The following is a 23,933-nucleotide window of genomic DNA, read 5'->3' as shown; positions in this document are numbered from 1 at the left end:
CTGCACCGCCGCTACGAACGCAAGGCCGAGCACTTTCTGGCCTTCACGAGCATCGCCTGCACCCTCATCTGCTACCGCAGGCTCACCAAATGAGACGACCTCTAAGCCCCTGCCGCAGCATCGACCTGCCCACCATCGCGGTGAAACCGCCGCAGTGGTTCACGCTCGACCAGGCGCAGAGCATCCTGGACGAACTCCCCGCCCCGTGGCGGACGATGTGCCTGCTCGGCTTCTACACCGGTCTGCGCTGGGGAGAACTGACCGGCTTGCACCGCCACCGCATCGACACGCGTCGCGCGCGCCTGTTCGTGGTGGAGGTCAACAGCAAGAGCGGCATCAAGGAGTACCCCAAGAGCTCCAAGAGCCGCCGGGAAGCCCCGCTCCCGCCCCACGTCCTGGAGGCCCTTGAACGCCACATCCACTGGCTCGACCGGGACGCCGTGGTCTTCACCACCATCACCAAGGGCCGTACCGGACGGCTCCTCGCCGACAGCAACTGGCGCCGGCAGACCTGGTGGCCCACCGTCGAAGCCTCCTACTACTTCGACACCGACGGCGAGCAACAGCTCGTCCCGCACTACCCGCCCCACTCCATGCGGCACACCTGCGCCTCGTGGCTGGTCCAAAAGGGAGTCTCGCTCTACGAGGTCCAGCACCTCCTCGGCCACGAGAGCTTCCAGACCACCCAGCGTTACGCGCACCTTCAACCGGACGCGCACAAGGCGGTTCTTGGTGCCTGGGAGCGCCTTGACGTTCCGCTCACCATCGCCGCATGAATGATCCTCCGTCCTGTCCCTGCACGGACAGGACGGAGGCGTCGCCCTGATGAGGGGCGCTGCTCACGCATTTCCATCAGTCCTCCCCCCACGCATCACGACGGCGCCGGTCGCCGCGCGTCACGTCACGCGAATGCCCTCGCGGTCTTCGAGGGCGCTGATGGCGGTGGCGGTGAGGCTGTGGGTGATGTGGCCGCGCATCAGCTGGGCGGCTTCGGCGGCGCGGCCGTCCACGATGAGGGAGACAAGTTGATGGTGTTCCTGTAGGTCCCGGGTGCGGGGTTCGTCACCGGGCGGGAGTTCGAGGCCGAGGCGCCGGTAGCGGTCGGACTTGTCCCACAGGTCGTCCAGGAGACGGATGAGAACGTCGTTGTGCGAGGCCCGGTACAGCGCCTGGTGGAAGGCGCGGTGCGCCGTGAGTGCCTCTTCCCCCCATTGGCGGGTGACGGGGAGGAGTTGGTCGACGGCGGCCTGCATGGTGGCGATGTCGTCGTCGGTCCGTCGCTGGGCGGCGAGTTCGGCGGCGGTCGGGTCCAAGGACAGGCGGACTTCGAAAAGCTGGCGGGCCTCGTTCGAGCTCATGACGGAGACCCGGACGTCGCGGTGGGTTTCGACGGTGACGAGTCCCTCGCTGCTGAGGCGGCGGATGGCCTCGCGCAGGGGCGTGATGCTCATGTTGAGGGACTCGGCGAGGTCGTACTGGGCGAGCCGTGACCCGGCAGGAAGAGTGCCGAAGAGGATCCGATCGCGCAGTTCAGCGTAGGCGAGGTCGCTCTTGCTGAAGAACAGGTTCTGTCCCGCCATAGCCCCCTGACCGTTCCTTTCCGGAGGTTCCCTCACCCTTGACATCCCGCAACGGACCCGCTCACCCTAACAGGCGTCACATCTTATAAGATATGAGAGAGGATCCGCAGTGAAGATCACCAACGTCCACGAGGGCGTCGTTCCGATCAGCTCCTCGATCCGCAACGCCTGGATCGACTTCAGCTCCATGGACTGCTCGATCGTGGCGATCGAGAGTGACGTCATCCGGGACGGCAAGCCCGTGGTGGGCTACGGCTTCAACTCCAACGGCCGCTACAGCGCCGGAGAGATCCTGCGCCGCCGGGTCCTGCCCCGCCTCCTCGAGGCCGAGCCCGGCAGCCTGCTCGACGAGCAGGGCGGCCTGGACCACGCCAAGGCGTGGGAGGTGATGATGACCAACGAGAAGCCCGGCGGGCACGGCGAGCGCTCGGTCGCGGTCGGTGTGGTGGACATGGCCCTGTTCGACCTGGCCTCCAAGATCGAGGGCAAGCCGCTGTACCGGTATCTGTCCGAGCGCTACGGCGACGGGCAGCCCGACGACTCCGTCTTCGTCTACGCCGCCGGCGGCTACTACGCCCCGGGCAAGACCCTCACCGACCTTCAGGACGAGATGCGCGGCTTCCTCGACCTGGGCTACGACGTCGTCAAGATGAAGATCGGCGGCGCCGACCTGGCGGAGGACCTGCGCCGTATCGAGGCCGTCATCGACGTCCTGGACGGCGACGGCTCCCGGCTGGCCGTCGACGTCAACGGCCGCTTCGACCTCAACACGGCCCTGGAGTACGGGCGGGCCATCGAGCCCTACGGGCTGTTCTGGTACGAGGAGATCGGCGACCCGCTCGACTACCACCTCAACGCCACCGTCGCCGAGCACTACACCGGCTCCGTCGCCACCGGCGAGAACCTCTTCTCCCTCCAGGACGCCCGCAACCTGATCCGCTACGGCGGCCTGCGCCCCGACCGCGACACCATCCAGGTCGACCCCGCGCTCTCCTACGGTCTGGTGGAGTACCTGCGCATCCAGGACATGCTCCGTCAGCACGGCTGGTCATCGAGGCGCTGCATCCCGCACGGCGGGCACCAGTTCTCCCTGCACATCGCAGCCGCCCTCAAGCTCGGCGGCAACGAGTCCTACCCGGGCGAGTTCCAGCCCACCGGCGGCTTCGCCGACGACGCCGTCGTCGAGAAGAGCCGCGTCGGCCTGACCGACACCCCCGGCATCGGCTTCGAGAGCAAGGCCGCCTTCTACAAGGTGCTGCGCGCCCTGCACACCTGACCGCCACCCCACCGCAGACGCGCCCGCCACCGGGCGGGCGCCGACGGCCGGCCCCGCCGAACGGGCCCCACACACGAGATCCGCCACACACGAGATCGGGGGCGCGCGAGCCGCGTCGCGTCCCCCACACCCCCCCACGGGACAGGGCTACACACGATCGTCGTGCAAAGGAGCACCAACGATGACAAGCACCACCACCGCCGGGCGCCCGCAGCGGTCACGGCTGAGCCGTCTCATACGGGAGCTGTGGTTCCAGGTCGTACTGGCCGCCGTCCTCGGCATCGCCGTCGGCATCCTCGCGCCCGGGCTGGGTGAGGATCTGAAGCCGCTCAACGACTGGTTCATCGCGCTGGTCAAGATGATCGTGATCCCGGTCGTCTTCTGCGTGGTCACCACCGGCATCGCCTCCATGGACAACCTGCGCAAGGCGGGCCGGATCGGTGTGAAGGCGATCGGCTACTTCCTGGTGCTGTCCCTGGCGTCCATGCTGATCGGGCTGGTCGTCGCCAACATCTTCCAGCCCGGCTCCGGCCTGCACGTCGACCCCTCGTCACTGAACGCCGACGACGTGCCCAAAACCGCCACCGAGCACGCCACCTTCACCGGCTTCATCTCCTCCCTCATCCCCGCCTCCCTGCTGGGCGCGATCACCGGGGACGCGATCCTGGCCGCCCTGATGGTCTCGATCGTCTTCGGCGTGGCCCTGAACATGGCCGGCGAGGAAGGCGCGCCGCTGACCCGCGGCATCAAGGCGCTGTCGGACGTCGTCTTCCGCATCGTGGGCTGGGTGATGCGGCTCGCGCCCTTGGGCACCTTCGGCGCCCTGGCCACCGTGGTCGCCACCTACGGCGCCGAGAGCCTCAAACAGCTCGGCTACCTCATCATCCTGTTCACCGCGACCTGCATCGTCTACGTCCTGGTCGTCCTCGGCGCCATCATGCGGGCCTGCCGCCTGAGCCTGTTCGGCCTCATCCGCTTCCTCAAAGCCGAACTGCTCGTCGCCCTCAGCACCTGTTCCAGCGAGGCCGTCCTGCCCCAGCTGGTACGCAAACTGGAGATCCTAGGCATCGGCCGGCCCGTGGTCGGCATCGTCATCCCCTCCGGGTTCTCCTTCAACCTGGACGGCTCCGCGGTCTACCTCACGATGGCCTCCCTCTTCCTGGCCCAGGCCATGGGCATCGACCTCTCCTGGCAGCAGCAGCTGATCATGGTCGGCGTCATGATGCTCACCAGCAAGGGCACCGCCGGGATCGCGGGCGGCGCCTTCATCGTCCTCGCCAGCACCGTCACCGCGGTCGGCCACATCCCGCTCGCCGCCCTCTCCCTGATCGTCGGCGTCGACCGCATCCTCAACGAGGGCCGCGTCTTCATCAACGTCCTCGGCAACGCCGTCGCCACCATCGTGATCGGCAAGTGGGAGAACGACTTCGACACCGAACAGGCCCGCAAGGTCCTGCACTCCCGCACCACCACGCCGCCGCAGGCCGAGCTGGACACCGCCAAGGTCGGCGCCGACAAGTAGCCGTGCCCGTTGAGTGCGCTCACCCCTCGACGGCATAGACGTCACCCACCGGCGGCATCCTCCGGGCCGCCGTGGACCGGGACAGATGAAAACCCTTCCCGTGAGCACGCCCAGCGTCCTACTCGATGACCGTTCGGCTCGAAGTCCCGCGGCAGGCAGCGCGGTCCACACATCCCCCGAAGGCACCCGCTGGTCAGACGTGGTGCGAAGCCCTCCGTGATCACTTGATCAGACAACGCGACGTACTGACGACCGACCAGGAACGGCCTGGCGGATGCGCGCCTGTGCGTGTCGTCTGAGGGGCTTGGGCTGGGGTGGCTGGACCGTTCAGGGACCTCTCCACCAGCCAGAGACCGCCGATCCATGGATAAACCTTCCCCTCCCGAACCTGCGCGGGCGCTCCTACGGTCGAGGCCGCAGGCGCTCACCCGCCCGCCGCAACGAAGGAGCGAGCCCTCTATGGAGAAGACATCGACGACCACGCGGCCGCCGACTGACCTTGTCGAGACGGCCTTCACCGTCAACGGCGACGAGGTGCGCCTCGCTTTGGACCCTCGCGAGTCTTTGCTCGACGTGCTGCGCGAGCGTCTCGTGCTGACCGGAACCAAGAAGGGGTGCGATCAGGGGCAGTGCGGCGCCTGCACGGTGCACATCGACGGCCGTCGCGTCGTCTCCTGTCTGACTCCGGCGGTCCAGGTCGCGGGACAGGACGTGACGACCATCGAAGGCATCGCGGCCCCCGACGGCACACTGCACCCGTTGCAGCAGGCGTTCGTCGACTGCGACGCCCTGCAGTGCGGCTACTGCACACCTGGGCAGGTGATGTCCGGCCTGGCCTGCCTGGCCGAAGGCCACACCGAGACCGACGGCGACATCCGTGAGTACATGAGCGGCAACCTGTGCCGGTGCGGCGCTTATGTCGGCATCACCGCCGCCATCCGCCGGGTGGCCGACCAGGCCGCGCAGAGCGAGGTGTAGACGGTGCGCTCATTCGCCTATGTAGTGCCCGACAGCGTCACCGGGGCCGTCGATGCTCTGGCCGCCGCCGAGCCGGGCACCAAGATCCTGGCCGGTGGCACGACCCTGTACGACCTGATGAAGCTCGGCATCGAGGCGCCGCCGGCCGTCATCGACATTCACCGTCTGGCCGAGCTGACAGAGATCAGCACGGGTGAGGACGAACTGTCGTTCGGTGCGGGGGCGAGAATGGCCGAGGTCGCCGACCATCCGGTCGTACGCCGCGACTATCCGGCGCTGTCGGAATCCCTGTGGCGGGCGGCGTCCCAGCAACTGCGCAACATGGCGACGGTGGGCGGGAACCTGCTGCAACGCACGCGATGCGGCTACTTCCGCGGCGGAGCGGAGTTCCCCTGCAACAAGAGGAATCCCGGCAGCGGCTGTGCGGCTCTCGAGGGACTCGACCGTACCCACGCGTTGCTGGGCACCAGTGACACCTGCATCGCCACCTACCCGGGCGACTGGGCCGTAGCCCTGATCGCGTTCGACGCCGAACTCGACGTGGTCGGCCCGGCAGGCGAGCGGACGCTGCCGCTCGGCGAACTGCACGTCGAACCGGGAGACAACCCCCTGCTCGAACACACCCTGGCTCCCGATGAGTTGATCCTGCGGATCCGCGTTCCCGCGACACCCGCCGGTCGCGGCTCCACTTATCACAAGATCCGTGACCGGGAGTCCTACGCCTTCGCCCTCACCTCGGCCGCCACGGCCGTGACGCTGGACGCACAGGGAATGGTCACGGACTGCCGGATCGGTTTGGGAGGGGTCGCCACGAGCCCCTGGCGGGCGACGGCAGCGGAACGCTCACTGATCGGCGAGCGACTCACCAGGGAATCCGCCCGCCGCGCGGGGGAAGTCGCCTTCGCCGAGGCCCGCCCTTCTCGCACCGGCGCGTTCCGAGTGGAGCTGGGCATCCGCACCGTTACTGACGCACTGCTCACCGCCGGGAAGCGAGCCGCCCGATGAAGACCCCAGACCTGCGCCGCGTCGACGCCCACGAAAAGGTCACCGGCAGCGCACGCTACGGCGCCGACCGTGTCCCGGACGACCTGGCGTATGCCATGTTCGCCGTGGCCACGATCGGCAGGGGCCGCATCGTGGCCATCGACACCGCCGCGGCCGAGGCGGTCCCCGGTGTCCGTCTGGTCCTGACCCGGTTCACCGAGGACGAACTGCGTGGCCCCGGGTTCCTGATGGGTGGAGGCTTCGCCTTCCAGAGCCTGCAGCCGCTGCTCAGCGATGTTGTCGCCTACCGGGGACAGCCGATCGCGCTGATCGTCGCCGACACCCTGGTCGCCGCCACCGAGGCGGCGGAACTCGTCCGGGCACGCTACGAGACCGAGCCGTTCGCCGTCGGACTCGATGACGAAGGCGCCACCTCCGTCATCCAGGAAGAAGCCCTGGCCTGGTTTCCCGACGTCAAGGTGGGCGACGCCGAGAGCGCGTACGCGGCGAGCCCGGTGCAGATCGACGAGACCTACCTGCACCCGGCGCAGCACCAGGTCCCGATGGAACTGATCAGCTCAGTCGTGGAATGGCGGGGCGACAGGCTTGTGGTGCACGAGAGCACCCAGAACGCCGGCGCACTCCGCCACGGAGTCGCCACGCAACTGAACCTCGATCCCGCCGACGTCGAAGTCATCTCGCCCTACATCGGAGGCGGCTTCGGATCCCGCAACGCACTGCAGCCGCACATCGGGCCACTGGCGCTCGCCGCACGCCGGCTGATGCGTCCGGTCAAGCTGGTCATTCCGCGCCCGCAGACGTTCCACGCCGGCAGCTTCCGGCCGGTCAGTCGTCATCGCATCCGGCTCGGCGCCGACCCGTCGGGACGGCTCCTGGCCGTCCTCCACGACGCGGAGCACCAGACGTCCCGCCACGACCTGTACCCCGCCATGTTCACGGAGATGACGTCGAGGCTGTACGCCGTACCCAACTTCGGGGGACGTCAGCGCCTGGTTCAAACCGATGTCCAGACGCCGGGATTCATGAGGGCTCCGATGGAGGGCCCGGCCAGCTTCGCGTTCGAGTCGGCCATGGACGCACTGGCGTACGCCACCGGCCAGGACCCCGTCGAGCTGCGGTTGGCCAACGACACCGCCACGGACCCGGTCACCGGGCTGCCCTTCTCCTCCCGCCACCTGGCGCAGTGTCTGACGCGGGGTGCGGAGCGGTTCGGATGGGGCAAACGCGATCCGCGTCCGGGGTCGATGCGTGCCGCTGACGGATCGTTCGTGGGCCTGGGCGTCGCTGTCGGCGCCCACCCGGTCCTGGTCGCTCCGGCTGTGGCCCGTATGTCCGCGGCGGCCGATGGCCGGGTGACCGTCAGTGTCGACGGCCACGAGATGGGGCAGGGCGTCCGCTCGGCCATCGCTCTCCTGGTCGCGGAGGACCTCGGTGTTCCCGTGCGGGACGTCGTCGTACAAGTCGGTGACACGCGCTTCGCGCCGCAGCATCTCACCGCCGGTGCGTGGGGCACCGCCACGGCGTTGCCCGCGGTGCACAAGGCACTGCGCGAGCTGCGGGGGCAGCTCGGCACGGGCGACACCGGGACAGTGGATGTGGCAGCCGCGGTCCGAGCCACCGGAGGCGGGTCGCCGGAGGTGGAGGTGACCTCCGTGGGACAGGGCCAGCCCCCCGAGATGCTCGACCGTTCACGGGCCGGCCTGTTCTCCGCCGCGGGTCCGGTCTTCCCGGACTTCACGGCCTTCAGCTGGGCCGCTCACTTCGTCGAGGTCCGCATCGAGGCCACGACACGGCGCATCAGTGTGCCCAGAGCGCTCTGCGTGGCCGACTGCGGACGGGTCGCCAGCCCGGTCACCGCGGCCAGTCAGGTCCGCGGGGGCGTGGTCTGGGGCATCAGCCAGGCGCTCCGCGAGTCGAGCGAGGTCGACGGGCGCTTCGGCGGATTCCTCAACACCACGCTGGAGGAGTACCCCTTCGCGGTCAACGCCGACATCCAGGAGATCGACTTCGACTTCATCGACGAGCCCGACCTGCTCCTCAACGACATCGGGGTGAAGGGCCTCGGCGAAGTCACGATGATCGGCGCGGCAGCCGCTGTCGCGAACGCGGTCTTCCACGCCACCGGACAGCGACAGAACCAGCTGCCCATCCGGATCGAGCACGTGATGTAGGCCGACCGGGACCACTGGAAACGCGCCCTCCCGGGAAATGCGCGTCCGGGGCTTGCCCGGGTGTTGTTCTGCACGGCGCAGGCCCCGTTCGCCAACGCGGTCTTCAATGCCACCGGCCTTACCGGCCGTCGGTCCCCGTCCGACCGCCGGACCTACCAGGGTCGCCCCGCGTATGCGCTCAGCGTCCGCGCGCGGCGGCAACCGCCCTACCCACCCCTGCGGCGAACCCGGAGAACGCCCCATGCTGAACATCGCGGACACACTGCACCGCTGGTGCCGCGAGGCACGCCCCTTCGCCCTGGCCACCGTCGTCGACGTCACCGGAAGCGCACCCCTGCCCCTCGGTACGTCGGTCGCCGTGGACGAGGACGGCAACGCGGTCGGCAGCATCTCCGGCGGCTGCGTCGAGGGCGCCGTCTACGAACTGTGCCGACAGGTGCTCAGTGACCTGGGTGCCCCGCAGCGCGCCTGGTTCGGCTACTCCGACGACGACGCCTTCGCGGTGGGCCTGACCTGCGGCGGCGAACTCGACGTCCTCGTCCAGCGCATCGACCCCGCGACCCGGCCGCATCTCGGCGCGGCCCTCGCGGAGGTTGTCGGGGGCCGGCCCGCCGCCGTGGCACAAGTCGTCGACGCCCCCGACGGACTGATCAGCGCCACCCTGAGCGTTCTCGGTGACAGCTGGATCGCCGACGGGTCGCTGGCCGCAGGGCCGACAGGCATGGCCGTGGCGGACCGGGCCACAGCCCAGCTGCGGGTGGGCCGCACCGCGGTCGTCTCGCTCGGCGGGGACGCGGACACCTGCCCCGACCGGCTCTCCGTCCTCGTCCACGTGGCCGCGACCCGCCCCCGCATGCTGATCTTCGGCGCGGTCGACTTCGCCACCGCGCTCAGCCAGGCCAGCCGCTTCCTCGGCTACCGGGTCACCGTGTGCGACGCCCGCCCCGTCTTCGCCACCGCGGCACGCTTCCCGCACGCGGACGAGGTCGTGGTCGACTGGCCGCACCGCTATATGGAACGCACCGAGGTGGACGGCCGTACCGCCGTCTGCGTCCTCACCCACGACTCCAAGTTCGACATCCCCCTGCTGCGGCAGGCACTCGATCTGCCCGTCGGTTACGTGGGTGCGATGGGATCCCGTCGGACGCACGACGAACGCCTGCGTCTCCTGCGCGAGGCGGGCGTCGCGCAGGACCGATTGGCTCGGCTGCGCTCCCCGATCGGTCTCGACATCGGCGCGCGCACGCCTGAGGAGACGGCGATCTCCATCACCGCGGAGATCATCGCCCACGCCAACCAGGGCACGGGTCTGCCCCTGACTCTCGGCACGGGCCCGATCCACCGGCCGGGTCACCAGGCAGTCGACGAGCGTCGTGCCCTCAACGCCCGCAACTGACGCCGTGACCGGGCACGCCCTCCGGGACGGCCCCTCCCACACAAGGACTGATCATGACGACCTTTGCCTTTGCCGGCGCCGTCCCCGGGCCCGAATTCCAGCGCGGCCGGGACGGCTGCACCCGCCGCTCTGTCAGACCTTCGGGCAGGTCGGGTGATGCGACTGCTCACCCCCGTCGGGCACCGCTGGTCGGCGCCGTCTTCGCAGTGCAGCGGAGAGAGCTGTTGACCGGAGTTTCTTTGCAGGGTCGGACTTCCTCCGGACCGAAGGCTCGGATGTCGGTTTTCCGGGATCTGGCGGTCGTGGCTGGCTTCGGCTCCCCGGCGGGGCGGAACGTTGCGGCGGAAGCCGGCCGATCACAGCGCCTGGCGCCTGAGGGAGAGAGTCTTTCGTGAACGTCACGACCACGGCGAACGCGCCGCAGGACCGGCGGGTGCCCACACTCGTCATGGCCTGCGTCGGCGTGTTCGTCGCCTATCTGCCGGTGACCACCGTCTCGGCGAGCCTGCCCGCCATTCAGCGGGCGCTGGACACATCGACCGCTCAGCTGTCCTGGGTGAGTGTCGCGTTCGTGCTGCCCATGGCCGCGCTCATCCTCACCGCCGGCGTCTTCGGTGATGTGCACGGCCGTAAGAAGGTGTTCCAGGCGGGCCTGGCCTTCAGCGGTCTGGGTGCCCTGATCGCCCTGTGTGCCCAGTCGATCGAGGTCGTCTGGGCCGGGCAGGTCTTCGCCGGTCTGGGCGCGGCCGCGCTGCTGCCCTCGACCCTCGCCCTGATCAGCCACGCCGTTCCCGATCCGCGCGAGCGCGGGAAGTTCATCGGCGTGTGGGCGACCTCCCTGATGGCCGCCCTCGCATTCGGCCCCGTCATCGCGGGCGTGGTCCTCGACCACTTCGCGTGGCGCTGGCTCTACCTGCTGCCCGTCCCCGCCTCGCTGATCGCGCTGGTCGTCTCGACGAAGCTGCTCACCGACTCCCGTGCCCCGGGCGCACGCCGACTGGACTGGCCCGGCCAGTTCACCTCTGCCCTGGCCATCACCGCACTGGTCTACGGGATCATCGAGGCCGGCGCCGACTCCTTCACCGACACCAAGGTGATGCTCGCCCTGTTCACTGCCGTTGTCGCATCGGTCGCTTTCGTCCTGGTGGAGCGGAGCAGCTCCAGCCCGATGCTGGACCTGACACTGTTCCGCAGCCCCTCCTTCACCGCCACCGCACTGATCGCCATGATCAGTTTCCTCGGGCTCATCGGGTTCTTCTTCGCCCTCAGCCTCTACTTCGGCATGGTCCAGCAGCTCAGCACCCTCGAATCGGCCTGGCGGCTGCTGATGGTGTGCATAGTGCCGATGGTCCTCGGCGTCCCCATGGGGCGCCTGGTGCACCGGGTGTCTCCTCGGGTGCTGATTCCCGGCGGCCTGCTGGGCGCGGCGGTCGCACTGCTGTCGCTGACCACGATCGACGTCGGCACCTCGTTCGGTTCAGTGGCCTGGCGGCTGGCCCTGCTCGGCCTGGGCTTGTCGTTCGTCATGACCCCGATGACCGCGACCGCCGTCAGTTCGGTGCCGTTCCACCAGGCCGGTATGGCCGCTGCCGCCAACAACGCCTTCCGTCAGCTCGGCGCCGCCCTCGGCCCCGCTGTCCTGGGCGCGCTGCTGTCCTCTCGGGCCGTGGACGCTCTGCCCGGACATCTCACCGCCGCCGGGCTGAGCGGGGCGACGGTCCGGCGCGTCACCGCGACCGCGGACGCCGACGGACTGAGTGCGGTCGGCAGGCTTCGCCTGGGCGCGGACACCCCGCACGTCCTCGGCGCCCTGTCGCAGGCGTTCATCGACGGTCTTCAGCTCTGTCTGATCGCCTCGGCCGCCCTGACCCTGCTGGCAGCCGCGGTGGGATTCGTCCTGCTGCGCCGGCCGCAGCAGGACGCCCCATCGGCCACAGGTTCGGCTGCCTCCGTCCAAGGGCCTCGCACCCCCGACCTGCCCACCGCCGACACTCGGACGGTACCGGCCGCAGGAAGCGGCCCCTCCTGAGCGCCGGCCCCGCACCGAGGTGACACCAGACGTACCGGCACGGGCTCAGGAGCGGACAGTCACCGCGCCGGTACCGGCGCCGTCCGTGGGGACGGGCACGGCGCCGCCCAGTGGCCTGGGACCGGACCTTGCCGGTCCCAGGCCACACAGCGCTGTGACCGGACCTTGCCGGTCCCAGGCCACACAGCGCTGTCGTACGACCTGACGTGAACAAAACCCGCTCGAAACAGGAGCCATCGTTGCAGTCCCCTTCACCCGACGCGCTTGATCTGAAACTGCTGCACGCGCTCCAGGTGGACGGGCGGGCGCCGTTCAGCCGTATCACCGAAATCCTCGGAGTGTCCGATCAGACCGTCGCCCGCCGCTTCCGCAAACTGCGCACCACCGCCGGACTCAGGATCGTCGGCATGACCGACGAGAGCCTGCTGGGCCGCCAGAGCTGGATCGTCCGGCTGCGCTGCACTCCCGACGTGGCCGAACAACTCGCCACCGCGCTGGCCCGGCGCCCCGACACCTCACACGTCGATCTCATCTCCGGCGGTACCGAAGTGCTGTGTGCCATGGGAGCCCGCAGCCGACAGGACCGCGACGAACTGCTCTTCGACCGCCTGCAACGCACGCCTCAGGTCCTTTCAGTCAGCGCCCACTGCCTGCTGCACACCTTCTACGGCGGTCCCCTCGGCTGGCTCGACAAGACTCAAGCGCTCGAACCCGACCAGGAGGCGGCACTGCGTCTCCCGTACAGCGAACCGGTGGCTGCCCCCATCGCTCTCGAAGAAGCGGACGAGGCGCTGCTCGCCGTGCTACGGCGCGACGGCCGGGCAACCTTCAGCGAACTGCAGACCAGCACCGGCCAGTCGGAGTCCGCGGTCAAGCGGCGCCTGGAGCGTCTGCGCTCCACGGGCATCCTCTACTTCAAAGTGCAGCATGACCGCGAGTCCCTCGGACACGACATCAGCGCGATGCTCTGGCTCACCGTCGCCCCCTCCGCACTCGACGCCGCCGGACGGAAGCTGGCAGAACACCACGAGGTCCGCTTCGCCGGCGCCACCACCGGCCAGGCCAACCTCGTCGCCACCGTCGCCACCTCGAGCACCAGCGAGCTCTACACATACCTCAGCGAGAAGATCGGCGGCCTCGACGGCGTGCAGGCCGTTGAAACCGCCCTGACCCTGCGGCATGTCAAGCAACTCACCTACGAGCCGAGCCGCTGACCGCCGAACGGCCACCAAGCGACTGAGATCGCCCACGGGCCCCTGCGTACGGAACGACCCGTGGTCGGGTGCTGCACCGTCGACGGACGCGCTCGTCACCTCTTCGTCTTTTCGACTCGGGGCGGGGTACGCGGCAGGTGGCCCGGCAGCCCGCCTTGCTTTCCAGCAGCCCTATGGCCGCTTTCTCATCGGCGACCACAACGGTGCTCATGCCCGTTGCCGTCCAGCGAGGTCACAACCGGGGCGCGTTTGCCGACCGTCGTCCGGGCCACCACCGGCATCGACCTGGAGGGAAGACCGCAGGACTGTCCGTGGTTGCCCGCTCCCTGGACCGACCCCGGCTGTTCAGCGGGATTGGGTGAGCTGACGTCCTGACGGTAGAAAGGTGCAGCTGACCTGCAAGGATGCGAGTGACGAGTACGTATCCGGTGCGGGCGTCAGGAAACCTTTCCGGTGGTCAGGCGTACCGGGTGGGGCCATGGCTGTCGGCGGCGGCCGATGGGAAGGCGCTGGTTGTGCACGCGGGAGCAGTGCTGCCGCGGAGGCCAGCGGACGCTGGAGTCGGCCGGGTCCGCGCAGGTGCTGCGGTGCAACGACGGATCCGCCGTGACCGCACAGGCTGTGATCCTGGCCACCGGGTTCTCCTACCGGGGGCTCGCTACGCCCGCTCTGGAGGCGCTGACCGGCAGGGGCGTCTTCTACGGCTCAGCCATGGACCGCCGATCCATGGATAAACCTTCCTCTCCCGCCCCTGCGCGGGCGCTCCTACGGTCGAGGCTGCGGGCGCTCACCGGCTCGCCGTACCGAAGGAGCAGGACCCTCATGAAGATGACTGGCAACACGATCCTGATCACCGGCGGCACCTCGGGCATCGGCCTCGGTCTGGCCCTGCGTCTGCACGAGGCCGGCAACAAGGTGATCGTCGCCGGCCGGCGCAAGGAACTCCTCGACGAGATCACGGCCGAGCACCCGGGCGTCGACGGGCTCGTCCTCGATGTCGCGGACCCCGACTCGATCGCCCGGGCCCGTGAGACCGTGGCTGCGAGCCACGCGGGGCTGAACGTCCTGGTCAACAACGCGGGCATCATGCTGCGGGAGAACCTCCTCGACCCGGCCGAACTCCCGATTGCCGAGGATCACGTCGCGACCAATCTGCTTGGCACGATCCGGATGACGTACGCCTTCCTGCCGCTGCTGGTGGGCAAGGACGGCGCGGCCGTCATGAACGTCACCTCGGCGCTTGCGTTCGTCCCGTATCAGAGCACCCCGACCTACAGCGCGACCAAGGCCGCGCTGCACTCCTTCTCCGAGAGCCTGCGCATCCAGCTCGCCGGTGCTGACGCCGGCGTCCAGGTGATCGAGGTGGTCCCGCCGGGCGTGCGCACGACCCTGCTGGGCCAGGAGGACAGCGACCACGCCATGCCGCTGGACGACTTCCTCACCGAGACCCTCGACCTGCTGCGTGAGAAGCCCGACGCGAAGGAGCTGGTCGTCGAGCGCGCCAGTTTCATCCGCGACGCGCAGGGCAACGGCTCCTACGACGACGTCCTCGCCATGATCAGCGGCAGCTGACCGACCTGTTGTTTCCGACGGGAAACAACAGCACGCGGGCGCCGTCACACGACGAACCTCGTCGTATCGGCCAGACCGGGCGACGAGGCAGGGGGCCCGGGGCCCGGGGCCCGGGGCCCGTCCAGCGTCAGGCGTCCTCGACGGAGACCGTCGCCGCAGGCCGCCTTCCATGCCGACGGCCTGCGGCGTACCGCCGACAGTCGGCGAATTGCCCAGCGGGTCACGCAGGGGCGGGTGATCATCGGGTCGTCTCGCCGCGCGCGCCCTCGCGTCGGCCGTATGAGCGGCTTCGCGCGGGTGGGAGAGGTGGGCTCAGCCATGGATCGGGGGTCTCTGGATAGCCGGGCCAGATGCGGCGAGGATGGGTGGCATGGACAAGAAGGAACTGGCGGAATTTCTGCGGCACCGGCGTGAGGCGCTGCGGCCCCGCGACGTCGGGCTGGTCGAGGGGGCGCGCAGGCGTACGCAGGGGCTGCGCCGCGAGGAGGTCGCGCAGCTCGCCGGCATGTCCACCGACTACTACGCCCGGCTGGAACAGCAGCGTGCTCCGCAGCCCTCAGTCCAGATCACCGCGGCTCTCGCCCGGGCACTGCGGCTGACGCTGGACGAACGCGACCATCTCTTCGTCCTCATCGGCCACAACGCCCCGGCCCGCTTCCACCGCTCCGAACATGTCAGCCCGACCCTGATGCGGGTCCTGGACCGCCTGGACGACTCCCCGGCCCTGGTACAGACCGACCTGCTCGACACCCTCGCGATGAATCCGCTGGCCATCGCCCTGCTCGGCGACCAGACCCGCCACACCGGTCTGGCCAGTAGCGGCTACTACCGCTGGTTCATGGACCCGGCCGAGCGACTGGTGTATCCCGAGGAGGTCCACGAACACCACGGCCGCGCCCATGCAGCGCGCCTGCGGGCCGCGCTGACAGCCGGCAGCGACACCCCCCGAGCCGCCCGGATCCTCGCCGAACTCCGGGAGCACAGCCCCGAGTTCGTCCGCATGTGGGAACTTCAGGAAGTCGCACAAAGCTACGACGACTGCAAGACCATCCTCCATCCCGAACTCGGTCGCATCGATGTCGACGCCCAGCTCCTGTTCACCGAGAACCGCGCCCAGACCCTGGTGGTGCTGACCACTCGCCCCGGCACGGAGAGCCACAGCAAACTCGAACTGCTATCCGTCATAGGGCACCAGCAGCTCACTTCCTGACGTCCTGGGCCGGGCCGGGCTCGGCGCGGGAGAGGCCGAACAAGTTGGAGACCTGTGTGCCGAATCCGGTCAGGGGCGCGGGTGATGCATACGGGTCACGGTCCAGGACTCCGGAATTCGTCGGCACGGCAACCAGACGCGGAATACCTTGTCCGCCTGAACCGCGCAATTTCCATGTGAGGAGGGACGGGGGCCGACGCGGTGACCCGTGAGAGGCCCTCGTGTCTCGCCCTCGTCTCCAGCTGCTCCGCGACGAACGCCGCCACCCCCGGTGGCACGTGGGCCGGCGCAGACAAGAAGGTGCCCAGCATCTGGGCGGTGCCCCACTGCACCGCCCCGCCCAGCCGGTCATGAGACCGGCGCTTGGCCCGTGCCTGTTCCAAGGCCACCGCGTCCAGCCAGAGGAACTCCTCCAGCTCCCACGGACGGCTCGCCGGCGAAGCGCGCGTACCGGTCTTCTGCTCTCCTGAAAGACACTAGCGTTCAATCCGGGAGCACTGTGGAGACCCGTACTGTGGGGCGCATCCCACTCGAGCAGGGTGTTGCCCTGCACGACGCTCCGGGTGTCCTCAAGGCCCGGCCACCCCGCCGACGGCCTCAAGTCCAGCCCCTGAAACGGCGATATGCAACGGCCTCCTAGCGGCGATGTGGCCACGTGAGATGGATGACCCGCCGGGAAATGCGCCAGCCGTCATCGGTGCGTCGCAGGTCGTCGGCGTAGACGACGCTGGCGACACCGCCGCCCTCCAGCAGGCTCAGACCTTTGGATCGGGCCCGCACCTCGTCGCCCGGGCCTTCCGACACGACGATGTTCGTCGTGTGGTGGGCTTTCGCGTGTCCGGGGGCGTTCATGAAGGTCGCGATCGCGTCCAGCCCGACGACCGGGTCGCCGCCGAAGACGCTGCCGTCCCACACCGCGTCTTCGGTGAGGCATTCGCCGAGACGGTCCAGTTCGTGGTCGTCCATGATGTGCGCCCACAGCGCCAGGGCCCTGCTGATTTCGACGGTGTCTTCAGTCGTGGGTTTCACGTGCGGCTCTCCATTTTGTGCGTTGCTGGATCAGGTCTTGGCGCCGCTCAGCATGGCCAGCACCTGGTCGTAGGCGCCGTTGGCCTCGGCGATTCTCTCCTTCGCCGCAGAGGCCGGGCGCCCGGCAGTCTCGACTATGGGGGTGTATCGGCGGGGGCGGGAGAGGATCACATATCCATGGACCGACGATCCTCCCCAGCCGGCCACCATCGAGTCGCCAGGACTTGAGGCGGGCGAAGGCGCCTTCGCCCGGAGCGCGGAGACGGGCGTGGTCGCGGTTGTACTGCTGGTAGCACTCCGGAAGTTCACGGTGGCCGTAGTAAGAGGTGCGGACGGTGGCGCAGGCGCTGTCGTAAGGCGCGATCGGGCGTGGATGAGCCACGAGGCGTGCTCAACCAGCTCGTACGGGACGTCGAGCATGGGCTGCACACGGAGCACAGCCGGGTACCGGGATGCTTCGCGGCGTCCAGCGCCTGGTCCAGGGTCAGCAGCGGCGCCCCGGTGGGTGCTTCCTCGCAGTCGACGGCGTGGACGACGCCTCGGCCGGGACCGCGGCCCGCCGTCCGGCTTCTGCAGGACCCAGCCCGACGGGCGGCGTTCGCTTCACGAGGCAGAGACCGCCGATCCATGGACAAACCTTCCTCTCCCGCCCCTGCGCGGGCGCTCCTACGGTCGAGGCTGCGGGCGCTCACCGGCTCGCCGTACCGAAGGAGCAGGACCCTCATGAAGATGACTGGCAACACGATCCTGATCACCGGCGGCACCTCGGGCATCGGCCTCGGTCTGGCCCTGCGTCTGCACGAGGCCGGCAACAAGGTGATCGTCGCCGGCCGGCGCAAGGAACTCCTCGACGAGATCACGGCCGAGCACCCGGGCGTCGACGGGCTCGTCCTCGATGTCGCGGACCCCGACTCGATCGCCCGGGCCCGTGAGACCGTGGCGGCGAGCTACCCGGGGCTGAACGTCCTGGTCAACAACGCCGGCATTCAGCTGCTGGAGAGCGTCCTCGACCCGGCCGGACTCCAGGCCGCCGAGGATCACATCGCGACCAATCTGCTTGGCACGATCCGGATGACATACGCCTTCCTGCCCCTCCTGGTGGGCAAGGACGACGCGGTCGTCGTGAACGTCACCTCCGCGCTGGCGTTCGTACCGCTCCCGTTCACACCGACCTACAGCGCGACCAAGGCCGCGCTGCACTCCTTCTCCGAGAGCCTGCGCATCCAGCTCGCCGGTGCTGACGCCGGCGTCCAGGTGATCGAGGTGGTCCCGCCGGCTGTGCGCACGACCCTGATGGGCCAGCAGGACAACGAGCAATCCATGCCGTTGGACGATTTCCTCACCGAGGCTCTCGGCCTGTTGCGTGAGAAGCCCGACGCGAAGGAGCTGGTCGTCGAGCGCGCCAGGTTCCTCCGCGACGCGCAGGCCAACGGCTCCTACGACGACGTCCTCGCCATGATCAGCGGCAGCTGACCGACCTGTGGCAGGCGCGGAACCACAGCACGCGGGCGGTTCCTGTCGGGCCGCATCATGGACGAACGCGAGCTGGACCGCCTCGGAGCTCCTCGCCGAAGACGCGGAACGGTAAGGAAGCGCCTTCGGCTCCGCCCCGGTCGTCGCAACGGAGGCGACCGGCTCCGTCCTGAGCGCCGAGGGGCACGCGAGCGCCCGTCTGACACGGCGAACATCGTCGTGTCAGACGGGCCGGGCGACGAGGCCCGGGGCCGGTCAAAGCGTTGGGTCCAAAGCGGCGCAGCGCCGACAGCCGGCGAATTGCCCAGCGGGTCATGCAGAGGTAGGTGGTCATCGGGTCGTCTCGCCGCGCGCGCCCTCGCGTCGGCCAGTCAGCCATACGAGCGGCTTCGCGCGGGTGGGATAGGAGGGCTCAGCCATGGATCGGCGGTCTCTGGATAGCCGGGCGGGATACGGCGAGGATGGACGGCATGGACAAGAAGGAACTGGCGGAATTCCTGCGCCACCGACGTGAGATGTTGCGGCCCCGCGACGTCGGGCTGGTCGAGGGGCCGCGCCGGCGTACGCAGGGGCTGCGCCGCGAGGAGGTCGCCCAGCTCGCCGGCATGTCCACCGACTACTACGCCCGGCTGGAACAGCAGCGTGCTCCGCAGCCCTCAGTCCAGATCACCGCGGCTCTCGCCCGGGCGCTGCGGCTGACGCTGGACGAACGCGACCATCTCTTCGTCCTCATCGGCCACAACGCCCCGGCCCGTTTCTTGCGCTCGGAGCATGTCAGCCCGACGCTGATGCGGGTCCTGGACCGTCTGGACGACTCCCCGGCCCTGGTAACGACCGACCTGGTCGACACCCTCGCGATGAATCCGCTGGCCGTCGCGCTGCTCGGCGACCAGACCCGCCACACCGGTCTGGCCAGTAGCGGCTACTACCGCTGGTTCATGGACCCGGCCGAGCGTCTGGTGTATCCCGAGGAGACCCACGAACGCCACGGCCGTGCCCAGGCAGCACGCTTGAGGGCCGCGCTGACAGCGGGCAGCGACACCCCCCGAGCCGCCCGGATCCTCGCCGAACTGCAGGAACACAGCCCCGAGTTCGTCCGCATGTGGGAACTTCAGGAAGTCGCCCGCTACGGCGACTGCAAGACCATCCTCCATCCCGAACTCGGTCGCATCGAAGTCGACCCCCAGCTCCTGTACACCGAGAACCGCGCCCAGACCCTGGTGGTGCTGACCACTCGCCCGGGCACGGAGAGCCACAGCAAGCTCGAACTGCTCTCTGTCATCGGACACCAGCAGCTCACCCCCTGACGTCCTGGACCGGGGACCGGGCCGGGCTCGGCGCGGGAGGGGCCGGACAAGGGCACGCTGGAACGGTGCAGCCCGCACCCCTTCTGTCCTGCGATCTACGGCCAAATATGTTGGCCCCCTGCGATGTCCGGGCTCCGCGCTCAGGCCGCCGGTTTGACCGGACGCTGCCTCCGTTTTACTCTCGACTAAGTGCGGAGGCAGCATCCGTTTTGATGCGGCCGCAGGATCACGAGAGGCAGGAGGGCGCATGAGCGCCGGTGAACAGCGGGGACGCAGGCCCCGCGCGGACGTTCAGCGCAACCGCACGGCCCTTCTGGAGACCGCGCAGCGTCACTTCCTGCAGCACGGGGTGGGCACCTCCCTCGAGGCGGTGGCCAAGGAGGCGGGCGTCGGGCCCGGCACCCTGTACCGGCACTTCCCCACCCGGGAGGCACTGCTGGCGGCCGTGCTTCAGACCCGCTCCGAGGAACTCGTGGCCCGCCAGGCGGACATCGAGCAACTCGGCGACCCCGCCGAGGCGCTGGAGCAGTGGCTGCGGGCGATGGAGGAGTACTTCAGCGCCTTCAGCGGGCTGCCCGACCCGCTCATGGCCGCAGCCCGGGCGCAGGAGCCGGACAACCCCCTCACGATCCCCTGCGACATCCTCATCTCCGCCACGGATCAATACGTGCGAGCCGCGCAGCTCGCGGGGCGCGTGCGCGCGTCGGTGCGGGGAAACGACCTGTTCCTCGCGGCCTGTTCCGTTGCCTGGATCAAGGGCACCGGTACCGATGAGGAGTCGCTCGACCGGCTCCGCACGCTCATCGCGAGCGGCTACCGCCAGCAGGACACCCAGGCGTAAATCGCCAGGCACCCAGCCCCGCCCCGCAACGCCAGGCGGCACCACCACCCATCCATCACATCGTGCTGCCCCCAGGGGCGGCGCAACCTCCTAAGGAACAAATCATGAAAATTACTGTTATAGGCGCCGGTGTCATCGGCGGGAACCTTGCTGCCAAGCTCAGCGTGGCGGGTCACGACGTCCAGGTGGCCGACGCCCGCGGCCCTGAGGCCATCCGGGCGGAGGTGCTGGAGTCCGGGGCCCGCGCGGCGGACCTCGCCGACGCCGTCCAGGGCCGGGACGTCATCGTCCTGTCGATCCCGTTCGGGGTGGCGGGCCAGCTGGCGGACCTGTTCGCGTCGGTGCCCGAGGAGACGGTGGTCATCGACACCTCGAACTACTACCCCGGCATGCTCACCGAGCCGATCGAGGCGGTGGACAACGGCCAGGTGGAGAGCGTGTACACCGCCGAGCTGCTCGGCCGCCCCGTGGTCAAGGCGTGGAACGCCGCGCTGGCAGAGACCCAGCGGACCAAGGGCGTCCCGGCCGGAACGCCCGGCCGCCTCGCCATCCCCGTCGCCGGCGACTCCGAGGAGGCGCGGAGGGTGGCCATGAGCCTGGTGGACGACACCGGCTTCGACCCCTACGACGCCGGCCCGCTGGCCGACTCCTGGCGCCAGCAGCCGAACAGCCCCGCCTACTGCACCGAGCTGACCCTTGATGAGCTGCCGGCGGCCCTGGCCGCGGCCGACCGCGTCAAGGACGCGGCCGTCCGCGACAGCCTCCCGGAACGCTTCGCCGCCCTCGGTGCCAATCCCACCGTCGACGACGTCGTCGAGATGAACCGGGCCGCCCACCGCTGAGGCACCCGACGCGGCTCTTGTGCACCCAACGGCACGAGGGCGGCAGCGCTGGGCGCCACGAACACACAAAGACGAACACGAAGAGCGCACAGTCCCCCCACGCTGCAGCCTCGGCACCCCGCCTGCCTGCGAACATCCGCAAGCCTGCAGGTACCCGCAAGAGTGCATCTCGCGTCCGGCTCTCACTTCGGTTGCCGCCTCACATGGCCTGCCGTACTGCGCTGTGCCGCGGCCGCGGAGGCGGCGACTGCGCGCGCCATGGAGAGGAATCGCCTTGCCCGGCACCACGTCAGCCTTCACCGAGATCGCACGCTCTCGACGCTCTCCCCGGCAGTTCCTGCCCACCGCCCTGTCCCCTTCGGACATCTACGGCGTGTTGGAAGACGCGCAGACGGCGCCCTCGAACAGCAACACCCAGCCGTGGTCAGTGCACGTCGTCTCGGGTGCGGCGCGGGACGCCCTGGCCAAAGAGCTGCTCCGGGCCGAGGAGGAGGGGCGGACCTCCCCGGATTTCACCGACGGCTACGGCGACGGCCTCTACCTCGAGCGCTCGCGGGCCCTGGGCGCGAGTGTCTACCGGGCCCGGGGCGTCGAGCGCTCGGACCGGGACGGCAGGAGGGCGGCGGTCCGCGAGAACCTGGAGTTCTACGGCGCTCCCCATGCCGCCTTCCTGTTCATGCCGGCACTCGGCGACGGGGTACGGACGGCCGGTGACATCGGCATGTACGCGCAGAACTTCCTGCTCTCGCTGGCGGCCCGGGGGCTGGCCGGCATCCCGCAGACCGTACTGGGCGTCTACGCCGACACCGTCCGCGGGTTCCTGGGTGTCCCCGCGGAGCTCAAGCTGCTGTTCGGCATCTCCTTCGGCATGGCGGACCCGGCGGCACCCGTGAACACGCTCCGCACAGAGCGGGTTCCGCTGCAGCGGAGCGTGGTCCTCCACGACACACCCGGAGTCCTCGACAGGCCGTAGTTCCTCCGCCCGCAGGAACCATCCGGTGCCGTGCCTGGGTTTGGGGCCGACAATCGGCCGACCTCAAACCCGGGCGTCCGCACGGCCTTTGACAACCCCGAAGATGCCTCCGCCCTCGAGAAAGCAAGTGGAGGTGTTCTCCCCTTTTCATCGCTCATCCTGGAGAAGTAACCGTGACAAGCCGACAGATGGTCCTGGGCATGCAGTTCAGCGGCGGATACGGGGCCGCACCCGGAGCCTGGCGGCTGCCGGGCGCGAACCTGAACAGCTACACCGACATGGACCAGTTCGTGCGTTACGCGCAGGCCGCCGAACGCGGCAAGATCCAGCTGCTGTTCATCGCGGACACCCCGGTCCTGGACGTCGGCCTCGACCACCATGCCCCGCACCACATGATCGACCCCCTGCTGATCCTGACCGTCCTCGCGCGCGAGACCGAGCGGATCGGCCTGGTCACCACCGCCTCCACCACGTTCACCGAGCCCTACAATCTCGCCCGCCAGTTCAAGGCCCTGGACGTGATCAGCCACGGCCGGGCCGGCTGGAACGCGGTGACCACCTCCGACCCCGCAGCCGCGGCGAACTTCGGCGCGACGATCCCGCCGCGCGCGCAGAAGTACGAGCGTGCCCATGAGGTCATCCAGATCGTGCAGGGGCTGTGGGGCAGCTGGGAGAAGGACGCCTGGCTGCTCGACGTCGAGGCGAAGCGGTTCGCGGACATGGACAAGATCCAGCCGGTCAACCTGCAGGGTAAGCACGTCGCCTCCCGCGGCCCGTTGCCCATCCCGCCGTCCGAGCAGGGTCAGCCGGTCATCTTCCAGGCGGGCGGAGGCAGTTACGGCCTGGAGCTCGCGGGCCGTTACGCCAGCGGCGTCTACGCCAATCCGTACACCATCGAGGACGCCCGGGCCCAGCGCCAGGCCCTGCGGGACGCCGCCGAGCGCGCCGGACGCGACCCGGACGAGGTGAAGATGCTCGCCGGCTTCATGCCGACCATCGCCCCCTCCCGCCAGGCCGCCCTGGAACGGCGCCGCTTCCTGGACGAGGTCGTCGACCTGAACCAACGCGTCCGCTACCTCGGCGCCATGATCGGCCTGCCGCTCGGCCCCGGCCAGCTCGACGAGCCCTTGACCGCGGACCAGCTCGCCGACGCCATACCCAGCCCGCACGACCCGCGCTCCGCCCGCGCCCTCGAAGTGGCCCGGGAAGGCTGGACTTTGCGCGACGTGCTCGCCCACGGAGTCATCGACTACCACCCGGTGGTCGCCGGCACCGCCGCCGACGTCGCCGACCACATGCAGCAGTGGTTCGAGGCAGGGGCATGCGACGGCTTCTCGATCGCCATCGACAGCTACCACGACGGCTTCGACGCCTTCGTCGACCAGGCCGTCCCGATCCTGCAGGAACGCGGCCTTTTCCACGACGACTACGAAGGCCCCACACTGCGCGAGAACCTCGGCGCCCATGAGCAGTACGGCCTGGACCCGCGCCTCACGAAGCCGGCCCGGTCATGAC

At 69.3% G+C, this 23,933-nt stretch carries 20 protein-coding genes and 3 pseudogenes; 18 read left to right on the top strand and 5 right to left on the bottom strand.

Going from position 1 to position 23,933, the window contains the following annotated elements; genetic code table 11:
* Together ACFYWX_RS29575 and ACFYWX_RS29570 are read left to right on the top strand one after the other, a co-directional pair.
* Positions 1-93: pseudogene (locus ACFYWX_RS29575) on the top strand (IS5/IS1182 family transposase); the annotation flags it as partial.
* Entirely contained in the window at positions 90-776 is a 687-nt protein-coding gene (locus tag ACFYWX_RS29570; RefSeq protein WP_389427163.1) for a tyrosine-type recombinase/integrase, read from the top strand. The pseudogene ACFYWX_RS29575 and the gene ACFYWX_RS29570, both read left to right, overlap by 4 nt.
* A gap of 120 nt (positions 777-896) precedes the next feature.
* On the opposite strand, the gene ACFYWX_RS29565 is transcribed toward ACFYWX_RS29570, so the two are convergent.
* Positions 897-1,580 carry a GntR family transcriptional regulator gene (locus tag ACFYWX_RS29565; protein WP_389427162.1) on the bottom strand — a complete coding sequence of 228 codons (684 nt, stop codon included), beginning with the start codon at positions 1,578-1,580 and terminating at the stop codon, positions 897-899.
* 109 nt (positions 1,581-1,689) lie between these two features.
* Here ACFYWX_RS29565 and ACFYWX_RS29560 point away from each other — a divergent pair, with 109 nt between their 5' ends.
* From ACFYWX_RS29560 to ACFYWX_RS29515, 10 genes are all read left to right on the top strand, one after another.
* The gene (locus tag ACFYWX_RS29560) at positions 1,690-2,856 is read left to right on the top strand and encodes a mandelate racemase/muconate lactonizing enzyme family protein (RefSeq protein ID WP_389427161.1); all 1,167 of its coding nucleotides are present in this window, start codon (positions 1,690-1,692) and stop codon (positions 2,854-2,856) included.
* Between the two features lie 181 nt (positions 2,857-3,037).
* The gene (locus ACFYWX_RS29555) at positions 3,038-4,378 is read left to right on the top strand and encodes a cation:dicarboxylate symporter family transporter (RefSeq protein ID WP_389427160.1); all 1,341 of its coding nucleotides are present in this window, start codon (positions 3,038-3,040) and stop codon (positions 4,376-4,378) included.
* Positions 4,379-4,837: 459 nt separating this feature from the next.
* Positions 4,838-5,356 (top strand): (2Fe-2S)-binding protein, encoded by a 519-nt coding sequence (locus tag ACFYWX_RS29550; protein ID WP_389427159.1) that lies wholly within the window; start codon positions 4,838-4,840, stop codon positions 5,354-5,356.
* 3 nt (positions 5,357-5,359) lie between these two features.
* The gene (locus tag ACFYWX_RS29545) at positions 5,360-6,361 is read left to right on the top strand and encodes an FAD binding domain-containing protein (RefSeq protein ID WP_389427158.1); all 1,002 of its coding nucleotides are present in this window, start codon (positions 5,360-5,362) and stop codon (positions 6,359-6,361) included.
* Positions 6,358-8,532, top strand: a complete 2,175-nt coding sequence (locus ACFYWX_RS29540) for a xanthine dehydrogenase family protein molybdopterin-binding subunit (RefSeq protein ID WP_389427157.1) — start codon at positions 6,358-6,360, stop codon at positions 8,530-8,532. The genes ACFYWX_RS29545 and ACFYWX_RS29540 overlap by 4 nt, the downstream gene beginning before the upstream one ends.
* A gap of 241 nt (positions 8,533-8,773) precedes the next feature.
* Positions 8,774-9,928, top strand: a complete 1,155-nt coding sequence (locus tag ACFYWX_RS29535; RefSeq protein ID WP_389427156.1) for an XdhC family protein — start codon at positions 8,774-8,776, stop codon at positions 9,926-9,928.
* A gap of 391 nt (positions 9,929-10,319) precedes the next feature.
* Positions 10,320-11,957 carry an MFS transporter gene (locus tag ACFYWX_RS29530; protein ID WP_389427155.1) on the top strand — a complete coding sequence of 546 codons (1,638 nt, stop codon included), beginning with the start codon at positions 10,320-10,322 and terminating at the stop codon, positions 11,955-11,957.
* A gap of 239 nt (positions 11,958-12,196) precedes the next feature.
* Positions 12,197-13,171, top strand: coding sequence for an Lrp/AsnC family transcriptional regulator (locus ACFYWX_RS29525; protein ID WP_389427154.1), 975 nt, complete (start codon positions 12,197-12,199; stop codon positions 13,169-13,171).
* 822 nt (positions 13,172-13,993) lie between these two features.
* The gene (locus tag ACFYWX_RS29520) at positions 13,994-14,743 is read left to right on the top strand and encodes an SDR family oxidoreductase (protein WP_389427153.1); all 750 of its coding nucleotides are present in this window, start codon (positions 13,994-13,996) and stop codon (positions 14,741-14,743) included.
* Positions 14,744-15,113: 370 nt separating this feature from the next.
* A complete protein-coding gene (locus ACFYWX_RS29515; protein WP_389427152.1) occupies positions 15,114-15,953 on the top strand; it encodes a helix-turn-helix transcriptional regulator in 840 nt (279 codons plus the stop codon).
* Between the two features lie 95 nt (positions 15,954-16,048).
* Here ACFYWX_RS29515 and ACFYWX_RS29510 read toward each other — a convergent pair.
* The 4 genes and pseudogenes from ACFYWX_RS29510 to ACFYWX_RS29495 all read right to left on the bottom strand — a co-directional run.
* Positions 16,049-16,414 (bottom strand): annotated as a pseudogene (locus ACFYWX_RS29510) (DUF4158 domain-containing protein); the annotation flags it as partial.
* Between the two features lie 175 nt (positions 16,415-16,589).
* Positions 16,590-16,982, bottom strand: a complete 393-nt coding sequence (locus ACFYWX_RS29505; protein ID WP_389427151.1) for a nuclear transport factor 2 family protein — start codon at positions 16,980-16,982, stop codon at positions 16,590-16,592.
* 30 nt (positions 16,983-17,012) lie between these two features.
* Positions 17,013-17,153, bottom strand: coding sequence for a hypothetical protein (locus ACFYWX_RS29500; protein WP_356044836.1), 141 nt, complete (start codon positions 17,151-17,153; stop codon positions 17,013-17,015).
* Positions 17,154-17,287: 134 nt separating this feature from the next.
* Positions 17,288-17,582, bottom strand: a pseudogene (locus ACFYWX_RS29495) (DUF6233 domain-containing protein); the annotation flags it as partial.
* Positions 17,583-17,705: 123 nt separating this feature from the next.
* On the opposite strand from ACFYWX_RS29495, the gene ACFYWX_RS29490 reads away from it, so the two are divergent.
* The 6 genes from ACFYWX_RS29490 (at position 17,706) to ACFYWX_RS29465 (ending at position 23,932) form a co-directional block, all read left to right on the top strand.
* Complete coding sequence (locus ACFYWX_RS29490) at positions 17,706-18,455, top strand: SDR family oxidoreductase (protein WP_389427150.1); 750 nt, start codon at positions 17,706-17,708, stop codon at positions 18,453-18,455.
* Positions 18,456-18,925: 470 nt separating this feature from the next.
* Positions 18,926-19,762, top strand: coding sequence for a helix-turn-helix transcriptional regulator (locus tag ACFYWX_RS29485; protein WP_389427149.1), 837 nt, complete (start codon positions 18,926-18,928; stop codon positions 19,760-19,762).
* Positions 19,763-20,009: 247 nt separating this feature from the next.
* Positions 20,010-20,603: a TetR/AcrR family transcriptional regulator gene (locus ACFYWX_RS29480; RefSeq protein ID WP_389427148.1), complete on the top strand. Its 594-nt coding sequence runs from the start codon at positions 20,010-20,012 to the stop codon at positions 20,601-20,603.
* A gap of 104 nt (positions 20,604-20,707) precedes the next feature.
* Entirely contained in the window at positions 20,708-21,445 is a 738-nt protein-coding gene (locus ACFYWX_RS29475) for an NADPH-dependent F420 reductase (protein WP_389427147.1), read from the top strand.
* Between the two features lie 274 nt (positions 21,446-21,719).
* A complete protein-coding gene (locus ACFYWX_RS29470; protein WP_389427146.1) occupies positions 21,720-22,418 on the top strand; it encodes a nitroreductase in 699 nt (232 codons plus the stop codon).
* A gap of 173 nt (positions 22,419-22,591) precedes the next feature.
* Positions 22,592-23,932: an NtaA/DmoA family FMN-dependent monooxygenase gene (locus ACFYWX_RS29465; RefSeq protein WP_389427145.1), complete on the top strand. Its 1,341-nt coding sequence runs from the start codon at positions 22,592-22,594 to the stop codon at positions 23,930-23,932.
* The last annotated feature ends 1 nt before the right edge of the window (position 23,933 follow it).

This window comes from Streptomyces sp. NPDC002888 (genome assembly GCF_042888465.1).
Classification (GTDB): Bacteria; Actinomycetota; Actinomycetes; order Streptomycetales; family Streptomycetaceae; genus Streptomyces.
This window is presented reverse-complemented; position numbering and strand designations above follow the sequence as displayed.

Excerpts from the sequence above, each read along its gene's own strand:
- ACFYWX_RS29535 (WP_389427156.1), top strand. The coding sequence starts at position 8,774 with ATGCTGAACATCGCGGACACACTGCACCGCTGGTGCCGCGAGGCACGC.
- ACFYWX_RS29555 (WP_389427160.1), top strand. The coding sequence starts at position 3,038 with ATGACAAGCACCACCACCGCCGGGCGCCCGCAGCGGTCACGGCTGAGC.
- ACFYWX_RS29550 (WP_389427159.1), top strand. The coding sequence starts at position 4,838 with ATGGAGAAGACATCGACGACCACGCGGCCGCCGACTGACCTTGTCGAG.
- ACFYWX_RS29540 (WP_389427157.1), top strand. The coding sequence starts at position 6,358 with ATGAAGACCCCAGACCTGCGCCGCGTCGACGCCCACGAAAAGGTCACC.
- ACFYWX_RS29520 (WP_389427153.1), top strand. The coding sequence starts at position 13,994 with ATGAAGATGACTGGCAACACGATCCTGATCACCGGCGGCACCTCGGGC.
- ACFYWX_RS29475 (WP_389427147.1), top strand. The coding sequence starts at position 20,708 with ATGAAAATTACTGTTATAGGCGCCGGTGTCATCGGCGGGAACCTTGCT.
- ACFYWX_RS29490 (WP_389427150.1), top strand. The coding sequence starts at position 17,706 with ATGAAGATGACTGGCAACACGATCCTGATCACCGGCGGCACCTCGGGC.
- ACFYWX_RS29515 (WP_389427152.1), top strand. The coding sequence starts at position 15,114 with ATGGACAAGAAGGAACTGGCGGAATTTCTGCGGCACCGGCGTGAGGCG.
- ACFYWX_RS29565 (WP_389427162.1), bottom strand. The coding sequence starts at position 1,580 with ATGGCGGGACAGAACCTGTTCTTCAGCAAGAGCGACCTCGCCTACGCT.
- ACFYWX_RS29480 (WP_389427148.1), top strand. The coding sequence starts at position 20,010 with ATGAGCGCCGGTGAACAGCGGGGACGCAGGCCCCGCGCGGACGTTCAG.
- ACFYWX_RS29485 (WP_389427149.1), top strand. The coding sequence starts at position 18,926 with ATGGACAAGAAGGAACTGGCGGAATTCCTGCGCCACCGACGTGAGATG.
- ACFYWX_RS29570 (WP_389427163.1), top strand. The coding sequence starts at position 90 with ATGAGACGACCTCTAAGCCCCTGCCGCAGCATCGACCTGCCCACCATC.